This is a genomic window from Thermocoleostomius sinensis A174 (assembly GCF_026802175.1).
Taxonomy (GTDB): Bacteria; Cyanobacteriota; Cyanobacteriia; order Elainellales; family Elainellaceae; genus Thermocoleostomius; species Thermocoleostomius sinensis.
On sequence record NZ_CP113797.1, the window covers coordinates 1,242,569 to 1,258,967 of the forward strand.

At 50.0% G+C, this 16,399-nt stretch carries 12 protein-coding genes; 8 read left to right on the forward strand and 4 right to left on the reverse strand.

Features of this window, described 5'->3' with window-relative positions:
- Nucleotides 1–14: 14 nt before the first annotated feature.
- Nucleotides 15–2,513, reverse strand: a complete 2,499-nt coding sequence (locus OXH18_RS05400) for a sensor histidine kinase (RefSeq protein WP_268611381.1) — start codon at nucleotides 2,511–2,513, stop codon at nucleotides 15–17.
- A gap of 58 nt (nucleotides 2,514–2,571) precedes the next feature.
- Nucleotides 2,572–3,342, reverse strand: a complete 771-nt coding sequence (locus tag OXH18_RS05405; protein ID WP_268611382.1) for an MBL fold metallo-hydrolase — start codon at nucleotides 3,340–3,342, stop codon at nucleotides 2,572–2,574.
- A gap of 192 nt (nucleotides 3,343–3,534) precedes the next feature.
- Between OXH18_RS05405 and OXH18_RS05410 the strand changes: the two genes are divergently transcribed.
- From OXH18_RS05410 to OXH18_RS05440, 7 genes are all read left to right on the forward strand, one after another.
- Nucleotides 3,535–3,909 carry a hypothetical protein gene (locus OXH18_RS05410; RefSeq protein ID WP_268611383.1) on the forward strand — a complete coding sequence of 125 codons (375 nt, stop codon included), beginning with the start codon at nucleotides 3,535–3,537 and terminating at the stop codon, nucleotides 3,907–3,909.
- A gap of 15 nt (nucleotides 3,910–3,924) precedes the next feature.
- Nucleotides 3,925–5,262: a glutamine synthetase family protein gene (locus tag OXH18_RS05415; protein ID WP_268611384.1), complete on the forward strand. Its 1,338-nt coding sequence runs from the start codon at nucleotides 3,925–3,927 to the stop codon at nucleotides 5,260–5,262.
- A gap of 85 nt (nucleotides 5,263–5,347) precedes the next feature.
- Nucleotides 5,348–7,165, forward strand: coding sequence for a sensor histidine kinase (locus OXH18_RS05420; protein ID WP_268611385.1), 1,818 nt, complete (start codon nucleotides 5,348–5,350; stop codon nucleotides 7,163–7,165).
- A 176-nt stretch (nucleotides 7,166–7,341) separates the two neighbouring features.
- Entirely contained in the window at nucleotides 7,342–7,779 is a 438-nt protein-coding gene (locus OXH18_RS05425) for a response regulator (protein WP_268611387.1), read from the forward strand.
- A 137-nt stretch (nucleotides 7,780–7,916) separates the two neighbouring features.
- Nucleotides 7,917–9,101, forward strand: coding sequence for a 23S rRNA (adenine(2503)-C(2))-methyltransferase RlmN (rlmN, locus tag OXH18_RS05430; protein ID WP_268611388.1), 1,185 nt, complete (start codon nucleotides 7,917–7,919; stop codon nucleotides 9,099–9,101).
- On the forward strand, nucleotides 9,098–10,573 hold the full coding sequence (locus OXH18_RS05435) for a GTP-binding protein (protein ID WP_268611389.1): 1,476 nt from the start codon (nucleotides 9,098–9,100) through the stop codon (nucleotides 10,571–10,573). Before rlmN ends, OXH18_RS05435 begins: the two co-directional genes overlap by 4 nt.
- Before the next feature lie 599 nt (nucleotides 10,574–11,172).
- Nucleotides 11,173–12,537 (forward strand): calcium-binding protein, encoded by a 1,365-nt coding sequence (locus tag OXH18_RS05440; protein WP_268611390.1) that lies wholly within the window; start codon nucleotides 11,173–11,175, stop codon nucleotides 12,535–12,537.
- A 195-nt stretch (nucleotides 12,538–12,732) separates the two neighbouring features.
- Here the strand turns inward: OXH18_RS05440 and OXH18_RS05445 are convergent, their stop codons facing one another.
- Nucleotides 12,733–12,975 (reverse strand): peptidoglycan-binding domain-containing protein, encoded by a 243-nt coding sequence (locus OXH18_RS05445; RefSeq protein ID WP_268611391.1) that lies wholly within the window; start codon nucleotides 12,973–12,975, stop codon nucleotides 12,733–12,735.
- A 421-nt stretch (nucleotides 12,976–13,396) separates the two neighbouring features.
- Here OXH18_RS05445 and queA point away from each other — a divergent pair, with 421 nt between their 5' ends.
- Nucleotides 13,397–14,488, forward strand: a complete 1,092-nt coding sequence (gene queA / locus OXH18_RS05450) for a tRNA preQ1(34) S-adenosylmethionine ribosyltransferase-isomerase QueA (RefSeq protein ID WP_268611392.1) — start codon at nucleotides 13,397–13,399, stop codon at nucleotides 14,486–14,488.
- 103 nt (nucleotides 14,489–14,591) lie between these two features.
- Here the strand turns inward: queA and OXH18_RS05455 are convergent, their stop codons facing one another.
- Nucleotides 14,592–16,355, reverse strand: a complete 1,764-nt coding sequence (locus OXH18_RS05455; protein WP_268611394.1) for a sensor histidine kinase — start codon at nucleotides 16,353–16,355, stop codon at nucleotides 14,592–14,594.
- Nucleotides 16,356–16,399: the final 44 nt, after the last annotated feature.

The following is a 16,399-nucleotide window of genomic DNA, read 5'->3' on the forward strand; positions in this document are numbered from 1 at the left end:
TGTAGATGTAAATTCTACGGTTCAAACGCGAGCAGCATAGGCACATCCACTCTCAAGGCCGTCCACCCATCTTGGCTGCTGGCACTAATAGTTCCTTGTAGTGTTTCTACCAGCTTCTTTACCAGAGCTAATCCTAGTCCTGTACCGCCTTGTTGCCACGGGTCGGTTTTGGGAATGCGGTAGAACTTTTCAAAGATGCGCGGAATTTCGGTCGTAGGAATGTTGGCTTGATTGCTGACGATGAAGCTGATAACAGGACGGATACTCTCGTCGATCGCCATACTCGGCTGCTGCAAAATGCGCAAGACGATCGTGCCATTCGGCGGAGTATACTTACAGGCATTATTGAGCAATTCAGCTAAAATTCGCTCTAGGCAGCGCTGATCCGACATCAGAACTAGATCGACTTCCGGTGCTTCAACAATCAGCGATTGCTGACGGTTTTGAGCACGCGATGAAAATGGCGCAATGACGTTTGGCAACCAATCAAGTAACTGAATCGGTTCCATGGTGACGCAGTAGGAATCGTTTTCTAGTTTTTGCAAATCGAGCAGATCATTGATCAATTCAGTTTCGCGATTGCATTCCGCTTCTAAGATTGACATGTAGCGTTCTCGTTTCTCATCAGTCGGAGCAGTGCGCAACATATGAATCGCCATTTTGATATTGGAGAGGGGTGTACGCAATTCATGAGAAACCGTACTTAAAAAATCGTCTTTCAATTGATTTAAGCGTTCTAGTTCTTTAACCTGGGCTTGTGATTTTTCATATAATCTCGCTTGACGGATGGCAATCGCGCACTGATTCGCCACTTGTTGAGCCAATCGAATATCTTGATCGGTAAACGCATAGGACTTGTGATGAATTAACCATAAATCCCCAATTACTTCCTGATCATCTAGAATTGGGCAAGCCAGCATGGATACTACCCCTCGTTCGGGATTGGGAACCAGCGAACAAAACTGAAAATACTGCCCTCGCAATAACTGATCATAGAGTTCAGCCGCCGCCGAAAACTTAGATACCCGTCCTTGGTAGGGAGAAATTGAGTTTGTGTATTCATAGCAGGTGGTGGACGTGCCTTGCTCTAGGTCGTACAGTGACGCATTACAACCGCTAATTCGTAGCACCAAGGCCAATTCGCGCACCGCTGCCTGCAAAATCTGATCTTCATCCAAACTATCCCGCACTCGATCGGTGATGCGTTTTAGGGTGGCTTCAAACTCAAAGGCAACCTGTAGCTCTGCCGTGCGAGTGGCAACCTGATTCTCCAATTCGTCATTGAGTCGCTGAATTTGCTGGTGTAACTCAGATTGTTGAATGGCAATCGCCAACTGCGTCGCTAGTTTTTCCGACAGTTCAATTTCAAACGGTTCCCACTGATGAATGGCTGAACAGTGATGCACCGATAAGATGCCCCACAACTGTTCCCCAAACCCGATCGGAATAGCTAACCTTGATTTAACTTGCAATGAGTTTACCCAAGTTCTAACCTCGTCGGAGACTGGTAGCGACTGTAGATCATCAATTATCAACTTCGTCGGCTGGTGCTCCAAACACTCCAAACACAGATGGGATTGTAACCACGGATCGCGAATCAAACTCCCTAAGCAATTCGGCCATTCGTCACTAACGGATTCTGCAACCACGGTATACTGGTCTTCGTCGCTGCGTTGACTGATAATGACGCGATCGGCGTGCAAGAACTGACGCAATTCCGTCACGGTCGTATCAAGAATTTCCTGCAATTCCAGTGATTGCAGAATTCGCATAGCAATCTTGTTGATAATACGTTCGCGTTCAAACTGCTGTTGTAGCGTTTCCAAGGTAATTAGATCAGGAGAAAGATCAGGAGACAGGTGTGCCGTTGCGACCAAATCGTCAGCCAAATCGTCAGAAAGTTCAGCTTCAGCAGATGCAACGTCTCGAAATTCCATCTCGTTACATGGCAGGTTGCAGACCAGACCGCTTGTTATAGAGCGCGTCCGATCAATCTGTTTGAGATGTGAATCCAAGGTTGCTTGCTGATCGGGTTTCGTTTCTACAAGCAAAACTGTAACCGCAGGACAGGGAGCGGCCACAAAAAAGCAAGAGACGCACCAAGTGCGACGATCGGTTGGTGGTTCTACCGTAGAGTTTTCTGCAACAAACTCGTCTGCTAGCGCAATATTTACAACAGATTCTTTAGTTTTGAGCACTTGTTGGCAACAGTACTCGAGGGTAGAAGACCAGTGAGGAAATAAATCTCGCAGCGCTGCGTTCAAGTGACTTTCAATCGGCAATCCAGTGATGGCAGCAGCAGCAGTACTCGCTTGTACACAACGCAACTGCTCATCTACCCGCAAACAACACGTCACTAATTGCAAAGTATTTGCAAAATGAGTTTCCAAGCCTCGCTCCCACCAGTCACCTTGGACTGCATCATCAGGCAGACCATCTTCAAGGTCAGAAGCGCAAGCTTGGGATTTGGCTACCCGCGAGGAACCCATGCGCTGAGAATGCGATCGAACCATTAGACAACGCCTTACTGCGTTTAAATTTGATCCCTCTTAGTTTAACGGTCAATTGAGCTTAGCCGTCAACTGGAGATAGCTCCACCACAACCCGTTGTCCTGGTGTCGGCTGCATCACCCGGGTCGCTAAATGATGCTGTTCCAACAAACGACGAAATTCGTCCGGGCTACCCTTCGCCTGCAATAGTGACACCAACGCCCCTTCAAACACCACATCACCACCCGCAGCAGTTGGCACAATCACCTGCGGGTTTAACCATTGCACGGCTTGGAGTGCAGTTTCTCCGCCCTGGATGATGGGCCCCAGCAAGGGAATGCGTAGATCAATCAAGGGCGTGATGATAACATCAACAGGCGCAAAATTGCGCAGTGAAGGGGAATGATGACCGTGAGGATCGTAATAAAGTTTTATATTCCGCTCTAGATCTGTGAGAATGTAGGCGTTTTCTACTAAAAAGGGCCCGATCGGATCTCCCGGTACCGCTTGGATTTCAAGCCGATCGGCAAGAGTGAAGTGCTCACCATGCGACAGAGGTGTGACGTTGACATATCCCAATCCTTGCACCACCTTAGCCGCATTGGGTGAGGCAACCACCGGAATCATACGATCGATCTGCTGGAGGGTTTCAGGATGAGCATGATCTTCCAAGCCTTGGGACAACAACAACAGATCTGCTTCAGGAATGGGGCGCGGCTGCGAATGCTTTCCAGTAAACAACCAGGGAAGATTGCCAAACACCAGCGGCCCCACCAACCACGGATCGAGCAGAATCCGCTGCCCTGCCATCTCAATCAGCCAGGAGTTGTTGTCTAACCAAGTCAGATGCATGGATGTTCAGTTTGATGCTACCTCATAATTGTAACAAAGCTTCATATTGAGAGAAGTTGTCACGTTGTCACAAAGCAAGAAAATGGGTGAGTGCATCAAGTTCCAGCTACTCAGCCAGGCATCTATTTCTTCCTCCTCCAATTCATCTAAACCCGCTATAGTAGTCTGTTGTTGCACGGCATGAGGAAGACCATGAAGGATTTTGCAACCTTGATGATGCGCGGCGTGGTGGGTATTTGTTCGATCGTGGCAACAGCGATCGTCTCTGTGTTTGTTCAGCGTTACCTCAATAGCATCAACGGTGTGCCGCCTGCGGGGTTCTCGCCAGTTCCAACTCACACTGCACCAACCCCTGCCGCCTCAGCGGAGTCCTCTGCGATCGAGGTCTCACCCATCCCTGACGATGTGGCAGTACCACCTCTTTCAGAAGAAGCCGCCATTCAACTAGACCCGATCGAGCCTGACAAAAATGCTGATGCAACAACCAGTGGTGAATCCAATCGCTTGCAGGGAACCGATCGCCCAAACCAGATTATGCAAGAATTTTGGCGCAAGTTGAATCGATAGGACGAGGCAGGGTTGATGGAGAGCCACCTTCACACGTTGTTAGCAGCACAGCAGATTGAGTTTGTCCGAGTGCTGTGGTGCGACAATGCTAATGTGATCCGCGCCAAGGCGTTTCACACCCGCTTCCTAAGCGAACACCAATCTCACGGGGTCAGTATTTCGATTGCTCAACAGGCGATTCCAGTAATGTACGATGCCGTAGCGTCCGGCAGTGGTTTGGGTCCAGTGGGTGAAGCCTGGCTGGTGCCGGACTGGTCAACCCTCAGGGCACTTCCCTATGCACCTGGTCATGCACGGGTGATAGGCAATTTGGTCAAGGATAGTCAGCCGTGGTCGCTGTGTCCTCGCGGGTTTCTGAAACGAACAATCGCTCAAGCACTGGAGCATGGGTTAGACATTATGGCCGCCTTCGAGAATGAATTTTATTTGCTGAAGATCAACAGCGAGGGGGAAATTCGGCCCACAGACAATACGGTGTTTGCGTCAACGTTGAGCATGGATCTGAATCAGTCTGTGATTGATGCCATCTCTGAGGCATTGATTACCCAAGGCCTGCCGATCGAGCGCTACTATCCCGAGTCAGGTGGGGGACAGCACGAACTCTCGATTCGCTACACGCACGCTCTTCAGTGTGCAGACTGGCAAATTGCCTTTCGGGAAACGGTGCGAGGCGTAGCATTGCAGCACAACTTACGATCGTCCTTTTTGCCCAAACTCTTCGCTGATCAGGCTGGAAGTGGCTGCCATTTGCATCTCAGCTTGTGGCAAAACGGAGAGAACCTCTTGCCCGATCGCGAGCATCCAGGACAACTCTCAACGATCGGCCGATCGTTTGTGGCAGGTATTTTGCACCATCTTCCTGCATTGATGGCAATTACGACCCCCAGCGTCAATTCCTATCGTCGCTTACAACCCCATTGTTGGAGCGGGGCCTTTCGCAGTTGGGGATATGACAATCGAGAGGCCGCTGTCCGTATTCCCAGCAATCCAAGTCTTCCTAGCCCTACCCATATCGAACTGAAAACCGTCGATGCGACGTCCAATCCCTATCTAGCCCTAGGAGCGGTGATTGCAGCAGGTTTAGATGGCATTCAGCAAGGTCTTGATCCAGGTGAGCCAGTGCCCCTTGATCCAGGACATCTTCCCGAAGCCGAACGCCAATCTCGCTCAATCGATCGGCTACCGGAAACGTTAGCAGTGGCGATCGAGCAGTTCAGACAAAACCAAACGTTGATACATGCACTAGGATCTGACCTGACGCAAGCGTTTTTAGCAGTGCGTCAAGCCGAGTGGGAGTATCTCAAAGATTTTACCCTGGAAGAAGAGGTGCGCCTTTTGCTGGAGCGGTATTAGCGTTATGAGGGACAAGGAGTGGAACAGAGATGATTCAAGAACAAGGGCATAATGGGGTAAAGAATAGGGTGATTGCAGATTAATCATGCGTTTTGCAGTTCTTGCAGCCCCCTTTAGGCGGTTGGGCAATCTATGGACTGATCTGTCAGTGCGTCGCAAGGGAACCGTTGTGGTTGCAATTCCTTCGGCCTGTCTTTTGATTACAGTGGGAGCTTGGATTTGGTCGCGCCATGCCTTGCAAGAAATTCGCGTCGCGATCGACTATTCGGAATCCCTCATTCAACGCAGCGATCGACTGTTAATCACCCTTCTAGACGCCGAAACAGGCGTGCGGGGCTATGCTCTGACCTCTGATCCGACGTTTTTGGAGCCATACAATCAGGCACAGGGCGCATTAGAACAAGAGCTAATCCAGTTTGAACAGACCCTTCGAGCCGACGATCCCGATCGATTAGCCCTGTTTCAAGACATGACAGCGGCGGTTGCACGCAAAATGGAGCGTTTAGAGACCACCTTATCTGACATTGAAGCATCACTACAATCTCCAACCCCAACTGTCTCTGTGCCGTTGTTCTATCAAGAAAAGGAAGCAATGGACACGGTACGGCGTTTGGTAGCAGGCTTTCAGCAAAACGAACAGCAAGTGCTAGACAACTATGAGCAACAACGCCAACAGGTAACAGACCTAACGACGCTGGTGTTGTGGTTGACAATTTTGGTCAGTCTCGTCAGCTTTTTAGCAACCGTTTTTTTGTTCACTTATCTTGATCGAACGTTGCGAAACCGTGATGTGTTGTTGCAGGAAAATAAAGAGTTGCTGCAAGCTATCCTCTCCCATGTCGTAGACGGCATGGTGACATTAGACGCTCAAGGCAAAATTGAACTGTTTAATCCCTCGGCTGCCACTATGTTTGGCTATGGAGTCGAGGATGTTGTAGGGCAAGACCTCGGTTTGTTGTTAGACCAACCCCTACCGGATGCGATGGAAACCAATGGAGGACAGGAAGTGGTGGCTCCTTGGCATCGATCGAAATGGCAAACGAAAGGACGTAGCAAAGCGGGTACGGTGTTTCCTGTTGAGGTATCAATCAGTGATGTGCAACTTGACGATCGCCGCATTGTCATCATTCGGGACATCAGTGAGTTTGAGCAAATTGAAGCCAAATTACAGGCACGGGCTGATGAACTGGCTCGCCTCACCACGATGTTGGCCCAAACTAACACAGCCCTAGAACACCGAAATCGTGAGCTTGAACAATTTGCCTATGTGGCCTCTCATGACCTCAAGGCCCCCCTACGGGCGATCGCCAATTTATCCGAGTGGATTGAGGAAGATCTAGGCGGACAGTTGCCCGACGAAAATCAGCATCAAATGCGCTTGCTGCGGGGGCGCGTGCTGCGGATGGAAGCCTTGATTAATGGACTGTTGGAATATTCACGCATTGGGCGGACCCAATCATCCGTAGATAAAGTAGCAGTGGCAGATATCATTGCCGATGTCATTGATTCGCTCGATCCGCCGAATTCTTTCACGATCGACGTGGCTCCCAATTTGCCCACTTTGGAAACCAAAGCTGTACTGCTGCGTCAGGTGTTTGCTAACTTAATTGGCAATGCGATTAAACATCACAATCGATCGAATGGACACATTCAAATCTCGGCACAAGAGCAGGAAGACTCTTATAAATTTGCCGTGAGCGATGACGGACCAGGCATTGCCGCCGAATATCATGACAAGGTGTTTGTAATTTTTCAAACCTTGCAAGCGCGAGACACCAAGGAAAGTACAGGCATCGGTTTATCGATTGTCAAAAAAATTGTGGAAGCAGAAGGTGGTACGGTGCGGCTAGAGTCCCAAGAAGGGAATGGATCAACGTTTTCTTTTACCTGGCCAAAACAATGATTCGATCGCATATCAAGTCATAAAAAATACCTGTTTATTTGCGTAGGTACAATTTCATACCGGCGGCTGAGGTGCAGAAGATTACTTATTTCTAAAATTGAAGCTAATGTTACAAATACATAAGTTTAAGCTGTTAACGTCTTTAAGTTTCTAGTTAAACGTCTATGTAGCTGTCCATGATAGAAGCGGTTGAAAAGATGATTAACATCTTGCTAGTTGAAGATGACGAAGTTGATGTCATGAACGTCAAGCGAGCGTTCAAAAAAAGCAACATCTCAAATCCCCTCTTTGTTGCGTCAAATGGACTAGAAGCGTTGGCGATGCTGCGGGGTGAAGGCGAATCGCCTCAAATTCCCGCAAGTCGGCGTTTAATTCTGCTTGACCTTAACATGCCCAAAATGGGCGGCATCGAGTTTTTGCATGAGTTGCGGGCCGATCCCAATCTACGCATGACTCCTGTCATTGTGTTGACGACCTCAAATCAAGACCGCGATCGGGTGGAAGCTTACCAGCTAAACGTAGCAGGTTATATTCTGAAACCCGTTACTTTCTCTAACTTCGCTGAGGCGATGATCACGCTCAACAAATACTGGATGCTGTGCGAGATGCCGTAGTAGAGAATGGATCATTGCAACTGGGTGATTGCGGACTGTTGAAGCATACAGGGCATACATACATACAGAGACGAAAGGGCTAGTCTAAGATGGAGATCGATGCTATCTCTATTTTCGTCATTTAATGCCTTTTGCCTATGTCTTCTGGTTCTGCCAATTTTATTGCTTCCGCGCCGATTGCTGCTGAGTTGGCGACCCTTCCCGACCCATCAACACCTTTGTTGGGTCAATCGCTGGCACAGTTAACGGCATGGGTGCAGCAACAGGGACAGCCTGCTTATCGTGGAAAGCAGTTGCACCAGTGGATTTATCAGCAGGGCGCTCGATCGCTGTCCGAGATTACGGTGTTTTCCAAACAGTGGCGGGCATCGGTTACAGACGTGGTAGTAGGGCGATCGACGCTGCACTATCGGGCAGAAGCACCAGATGGCACAGTGAAGTATTTGCTGCGGCTGACGGACGGGCAAATCATTGAAGCGGTAGGAATTCCTACATATAAGCAGGAATCAGGGATTGGGGATTGGGGGTTGGGCAGGGAAGCCCAGACGACTCGGACGAAGCATTCTTCTCAATCGTTGCATTCCTCTGCACCGCTCGATCGCCTGACGGTATGTGTGTCGTCTCAGGTGGGGTGTCCAATGGCGTGCGATTTTTGCGCCACAGGTAAGGGCGGCTATGTCCGGAATTTGGCAACGCACGAAATTGTAGATCAAGTGCTAACAGTACAGGAAGACTTTGGACAGCGGGTCAGCCATCTTGTATTTATGGGCATGGGGGAACCGTTGCTGAACAGCGAGAATGTGTTGGCGGCGGTACGATCGCTGAATCGCGATGTAGGCATTGGGCAGCGATCGATCACGATATCGACTGTGGGCATTCCGGGGCGAATTCGTCGCTTTGCCGAACATCAGCTACAGGTAACACTAGCGGTGAGTTTGCACGCTTCCAATCAAACGATTCGCGAACAGTTAATTCCCAGCGCACGGCAATATCCGCTGGAAGCGTTGCTGAACGAATGCCGCGAGTATGTGCAAATCACAGGTAGACGAGTCACGTTTGAATACATTTTGCTAGCCGGTTTAAATGATGAACCACAACACGCGATCGAGCTAGCTCAACACTTGCGTGGCTTTCAAAGCCATGTCAATTTGATTCCCTACAACCCTATTTCCGAAGTGGCCTACCAGCGCCCCGATCGCGATCGAATTCAAGCGTTTGTCAATATCTTAAAGCAACATCGAATTGCTGTGAGCGTGCGCTATTCCAGAGGGCTGGAGGCCGATGCAGCTTGTGGTCAGTTACGAGCGTCGAAAGGCTTATGACTCAACGAAATGTTCCCAACTATGGATCTCTCAATAACGGATCTACAGGATCTACAAACGTGAATGCGGAACTGGAAGAAACAATCCTCAGTTTCAGCGACATTCAGGCAGAACTGAACTATCGGCAAGCACAAACGGTACTGCGCGATTTGGTACAAAAGCTCGACCTCACTCCTGCTGAACGGCAAGGGCTAGAAGCGGAGGTAGAAAGTCTGGAAACTATGCTGGACAAGCTCGATCGCCAAGTGGTGCACATTGCGGTATTTGGCATGGTGGGGCGGGGAAAGTCATCGCTGTTGAATGCGCTGCTGGGTCAGGAGGTGTTCACTACCGGCCCAACGCATGGCGTGACACAAACAATTCAGAGCGCTGAGTGGACAACCAGTGAAGAGGCGATCGATGGTAGTCACCAGAAGCTGTGGAAGGTGTCGCTGCCCGGTGTTGGCAATTCCTGCATTCAACTCATCGATACCCCTGGCATTGATGAAGTAGATGGTGAAGCGCGAGAAGCCCTGGCTCGGCAGGTGGCCAAACAAGCCGACCTGATCTTATTTGTCATCGCTGGCGATATGACTCAGGTAGAATTCGTAGCGCTGTCGGAACTGCGTCAAGCCAATAAGCCGATTCTGCTGGTGCTGAATAAGATGGATCAGTATCCCAGCGCCGATCGCTTAGCAATTTATGAAAAAATTCGCGACGATCGCGTGCGGACGTTACTTTCACCCAATGAAATTGTCATGGCAGCGGCTTCTCCTTTGGTTGCTAAAGCAGTACGGCGATCGGATGGCAAACTCGTTCCGCAGTTGAACCGAGGGGTACCCCAAGTTGAAGATGTAAAGCTGAAAATTCTGGAGGTGTTGCACCGCGAAGGAAAATCACTGGTAGCACTTAACACGATGCTGTTTGCCGATTCGGTGAATGAACAGGTGCTACAACGGAAGCTGGAAATTCGCGATCGCAGCGCCAATCAAATCATTTGGAATGGCACGATGACCAAAGCCATCACCACCGCCCTCAATCCAATTACCGTAGTGGATTTGCTCAGCGGAGCGGCAATTGACGTAGCGATGATTGTGGCACTGTCTCGGCTGTATGGCATTGCCATGACTCAAGCTGGAGCAGTGGCGTTGCTGCAAAAAATTGCAATTAGCTTGGGGGGAATTACCGCTAGCGAACTGTTGATTACGGCGGGGCTAGGCTCCCTCAAAAGTGTATTAGGTCTCTCGGCTCCGGCCACAGGCGGGGTTTCCTTGGCTCCCTATCTCTCTGTTGCGGTCACGCAAGCGGGAATTGCGGGCGTCTCAACTTACGGAATTGGGCAGGTGATCAAGGTTTATCTGGCTAACGGAGCCTCTTGGGGTCCCGATGGCCCTAAAGCCGTGATCGATCGCATTCTCTCGACCCTAGACGAAACCTCGATCATGAACCGAATTCGCGACGAGTTACGGGAGAAATTGGGAGTTAAGGGTTAGGCATTGAAGGTTAAGCGTTGAACGCATGTCCCCACGTTGCCAGTCCGCAATTCCTTGCAATTTCTTCATCTGGAATTGGACTATTTTCAAACGATCGGCCTTAGCTTAAAAAGCAGGGCTAGTTTACCAACCCTACCTTAGGAAGAAAGGACAGACAGAGAAGGGGGCTTACAATCTGTCTGTCCTACCCTAGGGTGTTACGGTATACCTCAGCCGCATCGTCCCCCATTTCGGACGCGATCGACTACTTTGCAAAAATTGACCGGCAAAACTTGGGTGAGTAACCTGATTAGCAATTTCCTCGCTTAACTTTAACTGAAGCCTAGAGCCATTGAGTTTGCGGCTGTAAAGTTTGTCAAACGTTTATCATTCGTAGCTACGCTTGTGTTCCAATCCTCTCTATGATGGATATGGAAGTGAATTGAATATAGAACCAATTAAGTACATTATCTCGTACAGATTCGGGGTTCTCTAGAACACATTCTAGAAACGGCAGCGCTGCACTATGCACTCTAGAAATACCTAGAAACTTAATTCCTAAGTAAACCAATTAAAACAGCCAGCGTGGAACTGCGTTGGTGTATTTTTCAGGAGGATTTATGGCCAATAGAATTATCGGCACGCTTCATGATGACGTGTTGTTTGGAGATACCAACCCCCTCGATCTGAATGACATTATCTTGGGATTGGCCGGAAACGATCGCTTATATGGATTTGCCGATCGCACAGGTGGCGATCTAATTGTCAGCCACGATACCTTGCGCGGCGGGGATGGTAACGATACGCTGCGGGGTGGAGCCGGAGACGATCAATTGTTGGGGGAAGCTGGCAATGATGTCATGGGCACAGCTTTCCCTGGCATCGAAGATGATTCTGCGGGGGAAGCTGGCAATGATAGTTTGCAAGGGGGCGCAGGCAACGATGTGATGAGCGGCGGAGATGGAGACGATTGGCTGTTGGGGGGAACAGGTGACGACTTGTTGGGTGCGTTCAGCAGTCGAGGTCCAGGCAACGACAGCCAATACTATTATGGCTCTGATGCGGGCAACGATACGCTTCTCGGCGGGGATGGAAACGATTACATCAGCGGCGGGGATGGAAACGATCTGCAAGTAGGCGGCAATGGAAACGATAACATTGGCAATTACTATTATTATGACGATCGCTTTGGTCAAGATGCCGGAGACGACACCCTCTTGGGTGGTGCGGGTAACGATGGCTTGTTTAGTGACGACGGAAATGATTTGATGCGGGGTGGAGCCGGGAACGATTACATTGGTTTTGGAGTAGATGGTCGCTATTTGATTGGTGATTCTCCGGGGGACGATCGGGGGTTTGGCGATGGCGGAGACGACTACATCATTCTGGGTTCCGGCAACGACACCATGAGCGGTGGCGCGGGCAATGATCGCTTGGGAACTCGAGAAATCAGGGTTCCCCCCGGTTTTATGGATGAGAGTGGCAACGATCGCTTAGATGGCGGCACAGGCAACGATACCTTAAATGGTGGTGTCGACAGGGATACGCTGATTGGCGGACGCGGCAACGATATCCTCTATGGCGATGATGACAGCGATGTCTTGACTGGAGTTGACCCAACCTCGGCGACGCCGGGGCGTGGCGAACAAGATGTGCTGTTTGGTGAACTAGCTCCTGAAGCCGACTACGAATGGCAATCGCCCGATCGCTTCATTCTCGGCAACCGCACCAGTGTCTTTTACAACGACGGCCGCAAGGATACCCGTGGCAACGGCGATTATGCCGTGATTAGAGACTTCGATTTAACAGCGGGCGATCGAATTCAACTAAAAGGATCGGCTAGGGATTACAGCTTAGGGGTGTCTACGATCGATCCGACAGCAACCGCCATTTTCTATACAGCCGGACAACTAACCCCTGAATTGATTGGATTGGTGCACGGCGAAGCGCCCTCGAATCTTACAACCGGGTTTGTGTATGTTTAAGTCCACTAGTGTTGACCAATGCTTGAATGAGCAGAACAGGTCAATAGGCGCTACGACAGAAAACCTCGAAAATAATTAAGCAATCAAGTAATTAAATTGATCAAACTATCCGGAACACGCAGCAAGGGTGCGAATAACTGAATTGGTAGATGCACCCTGATTTGTTTCCCCCTGGTCCCGAGCTAGGGGGATTTTTTATGCCTCTACATTCTTAGGGTGTTGCAAAAGTTGCCACGTTTCTGGGCCCACAATTCCATTCACTGGCAACCCATGCCGCTGTTGAAACGAAATCACCGATGCCAATGTTGTTGCCTGAAAAATGCCATCCACCGCTAGGCTCGATCCTTGGGCATTTAGCAATGTCTGCAATTGAGTAACGGCCTCGCCGGTGTCTCCTTTGCGAAGAATTGGGGATGATTCTGTTTCTTGCTCGTCCATGATGGTGTTTCCTCAGCTTTTCAAATAGTTGCTCTGAACCGCTCACCGCAATAGCGACAGCATAGGCTGCATACAATGACCGATCGTCATTCGCATGAATATATCCTTATTGACAGTCATACCAAGGTTAAAATAGATGGCTGTGACCCGATCGCAGGTGTCGTGTGATAGCCTAAGTCGATCAAACACACCGTTACAATACCTGTAATAATGAACTAGAACTGCCGAATGCCGGGGCCGGGGCTTGTTTTGTTTACAATTTAGCCGCTGATTGCACTTGACTGTATCTTTCCCAAGACTTAATCAACCGTCAATGTCAAGCCTGGCATATGGCCTATCCGATTTCAGGTTAATTTTCAAGTCAATTAATTTTCCGATCGCGACGGCAATGGGTTCTTCTTTCGATTTAAGTCAACAGAATATGAGTGCTGATTTTGCAACAGATCGGGATATCGATCGCTCGTTGGCGGCCTACGACTATGAACTGCCCGCCGATCGCATTGCCCAAAATCCGGTCGTACCTAGAGATAGTTCGCGCTTGCTGGTAGTGGATGCACCACCTCAATTTCGCCACTGTGTGTTTCGTGACTTGCCAACTTTGCTGCGATCGGGCGATTTGTTGGTTCTCAACGATACGCAGGTGATTCCGGCTCGGTTGTATGGCCACAAGGTGGATCGTACCAAAATTGCAGATGGAGCCAAGGTAGAAGTGTTGCTACTAGAAGAACAGAAGCCTCACTGTTGGCTTGCCCTGGTCAAACCAGGTAAACGCTTGAAACCCGGAGCAAAGATTGAGTTTGCCGATCGTCTCACGGCACAAGTGGTGGCAATTGACACAGACACCGGGGGACGTTTGCTGCAATTTAATTTGCCCACTGAACAATCGTTGTTGCCTTGGCTATCGCAACGGGGAGTTGTGCCACTGCCGCCCTATATCACGAACTCGGAAGCTGACCCAGAGCAATATCAGACGGTGTATGCTAAACGTCCAGGGTCGGCGGCGGCTCCTACGGCTGGATTACACTTCACACCGGAGCTATTCGATCGCCTACAAGCCAAGGGCATTTCGCACGTAACCTTAACATTACATGTGGGGGTGGGAACGTTTCGCCCAGTCGAATCGGATGACATCACCCAGCACAAAATGCATGGTGAGTGGCTAGAAGTCTCGCCATCTGTGGTAGAAGCAATCCAGCAAACCAAAGCCAACGGGGGACGGGTGATTGCAGTTGGGACAACCGCTGTTCGATCGCTGGAGGCTGCGGCCCAAACCGGAACCCTTCAACCCTACTGCGGCAAAACTGAACTATTTATCTATCCTGGCTATCAGTGGCGTGTGGTGGATGGACTGATCACGAACTTTCACCTACCTAAATCAAGCCTGATGATGTTAGTTAGTGCCTTAATTGGACGACAGCGCTTGTTAGCGTTATACCAAGAAGCGATCGATCAGCACTACCGTTTCTACTCGTTTGGAGATGCCATGTTGATTCTGCCCGAAGCAACAACATGAACGTTGAAGCATCAGCGTTGCCCCCTAGTTAAATACCTCTATTAGTACTTATTAGTGCTAGTGCTTATTAGTGCTAACGTTGCCGTTGCTGCCCACAGAGGCTCTAATCTCTGCGGCTGTCTAAGGGCAGAAAGATCGTCATTACTTCGCCCTGCTCGGGTCGCTGGCGCACAATCAACTTACCGCCCAACGCCTGAAACAGATTCTTGGTCGCCGTCAAATTTAGGCTAATGCTTCCTGTTTCTGGTTGGAACATCAGCAGTTGCCCCAATGATTTCAAGGTAGGGGTGAAGCCAAACTTTGAACCGCTGCCTTTGCCAGAGCCATCCCCGAGCGCCGAATTTGACTCAGGATGAGATTCTAACTGCAACTTGAGTTGATGACCCGCCAAGGATACCTGAACTTGAATATGGCTACCGGGTGGCAGACTGTGAGTAATGCGATCGATCAGACCCGTCAAGGCTTGATCGAGCATGGTGGGGTCTGTCACCACCAACGGCATTTTCTGTGGTAAGACGATGTCCAGCGTATGGTTATGCTGACTGGCCTGCTGCTGCCAGCGAGGAATATTCTGCTGCAAAACCTGATCGAGGGAAATGGGAGCCAACGAATTGATTAAGGTTTGCGTATTCGTCGTTTCCAACTCCACAGCCCGGAAGAATAAACTGAAGCGATCGATTTGCTCAGTACACTCGCGATCAATCACTTCCAAGCGCTTGATTACATCCGGGTTCAAGTCCTTGCGCCGCAACAGCAACCGCGTCAGCGTCCGAATCGTCGTTAAGGGGGTGCGTACTTCGTGGGCGATCGCCTTCAGCAATTCTGCATCGGAGCTTGGTTGTGGAGCGGGTGCTTTCTCATCCGGAGCGCGAGTCGATTCTGCAACCGTTCGTTTAGCGCGATGGCTTTTACTTTTTGCTCCAGACGTTTTTGTCCGATGGGGAGGTTTAGAGACCGTCACTTCCGATTCAGTCGTGGGGATAAATGCCTTACCAACTTGTGCCCCCAACTCTTGACCCACTAGCTCTTGGCCAAGACGGCTATTATGAGCAAGTGCCTCTGTTTCTAATTCCGACACCTGCGGCAAATTGGCTAACAGTAAGCGACTAAATTGCGTAACCAGGCGATAGTCGGGCGTAACGGGCGGAAATTGCTGCACTACCCGCGACAACATTGGCAGCATGTGAGGAGCCGCTAACTTAATCCTGGCTTCCAACGATCGCCAAACTTGCCACACCACTTCCGGATCAAAGGAAAACTGAAATGCAGGTTTGCCGGCGTCCTGTTCTCCTAGCACCATAGCTAAGCTAAAATCGTGCGTCAAGACCAAGCAAAACTGTTCAGCAGCGACTGGATCTCGTGGCAACAGCGGCAACGTCAGTACCTTGGCATAACGGGATGACAAATCAGGATCAGCAGCAGGCAGCAGTTGCACAATATCACCGGGTGCAGCGACCGTAAACATCCAAGCAGCTAAGCGATCGGTTAATTCAGATGGATTCAGAACGGGGAACGGTCCCGATAGTAATACACCGTCTAGGGGCTTGATTTTAGTGGTTCCAGCAACGGCTTGTCCGGTAGAAGTGGAGTCGGCGCGTGCGCCATTTCGGCTAGTACGAGTCACTCCCTGCGCAGATAGATGGGCAGACGAATTGGCAGAGATATCTGACGCTAGGCGCTCTGCTGCAATTGTCCGCTGCAATAATTGATTCAAGGCTGCAACCGCACCAGACCATTGCCCTTCCGCCGTCACCTGTTGTTGAGCGGGAAAGCCAAACCCCGGTTCTTGATCTGGCTCCGCCAAAGTCATGATTTCACTTAAGGTTGGCAAATACCACTTGTACACAGAAACCACCCGATCGACCATTAGCAACGTCTAGCAAAATACTTCGGAGGGATGTCTCCTAAGTA

Coding starts and splice junctions, on each gene's coding strand:
- OXH18_RS05415 (WP_268611384.1), top strand. CDS start 3,925: ATGGAGAGCCACCTTCACACGTTGTTAGCAGCACAGCAGATTGAGTTT.
- queA (WP_268611392.1), top strand. CDS start 13,397: ATGAGTGCTGATTTTGCAACAGATCGGGATATCGATCGCTCGTTGGCG.
- OXH18_RS05420 (WP_268611385.1), top strand. CDS start 5,348: ATGCGTTTTGCAGTTCTTGCAGCCCCCTTTAGGCGGTTGGGCAATCTA.
- OXH18_RS05455 (WP_268611394.1), bottom strand. CDS start 16,355: ATGGTCGATCGGGTGGTTTCTGTGTACAAGTGGTATTTGCCAACCTTA.
- OXH18_RS05405 (WP_268611382.1), bottom strand. CDS start 3,342: ATGCATCTGACTTGGTTAGACAACAACTCCTGGCTGATTGAGATGGCA.
- OXH18_RS05440 (WP_268611390.1), top strand. CDS start 11,173: ATGGCCAATAGAATTATCGGCACGCTTCATGATGACGTGTTGTTTGGA.
- OXH18_RS05400 (WP_268611381.1), bottom strand. CDS start 2,513: ATGGTTCGATCGCATTCTCAGCGCATGGGTTCCTCGCGGGTAGCCAAA.
- OXH18_RS05435 (WP_268611389.1), top strand. CDS start 9,098: ATGACTCAACGAAATGTTCCCAACTATGGATCTCTCAATAACGGATCT.
- rlmN (WP_268611388.1), top strand. CDS start 7,917: ATGTCTTCTGGTTCTGCCAATTTTATTGCTTCCGCGCCGATTGCTGCT.
- OXH18_RS05425 (WP_268611387.1), top strand. CDS start 7,342: ATGATAGAAGCGGTTGAAAAGATGATTAACATCTTGCTAGTTGAAGAT.
- OXH18_RS05410 (WP_268611383.1), top strand. CDS start 3,535: ATGAAGGATTTTGCAACCTTGATGATGCGCGGCGTGGTGGGTATTTGT.
- OXH18_RS05445 (WP_268611391.1), bottom strand. CDS start 12,975: ATGGACGAGCAAGAAACAGAATCATCCCCAATTCTTCGCAAAGGAGAC.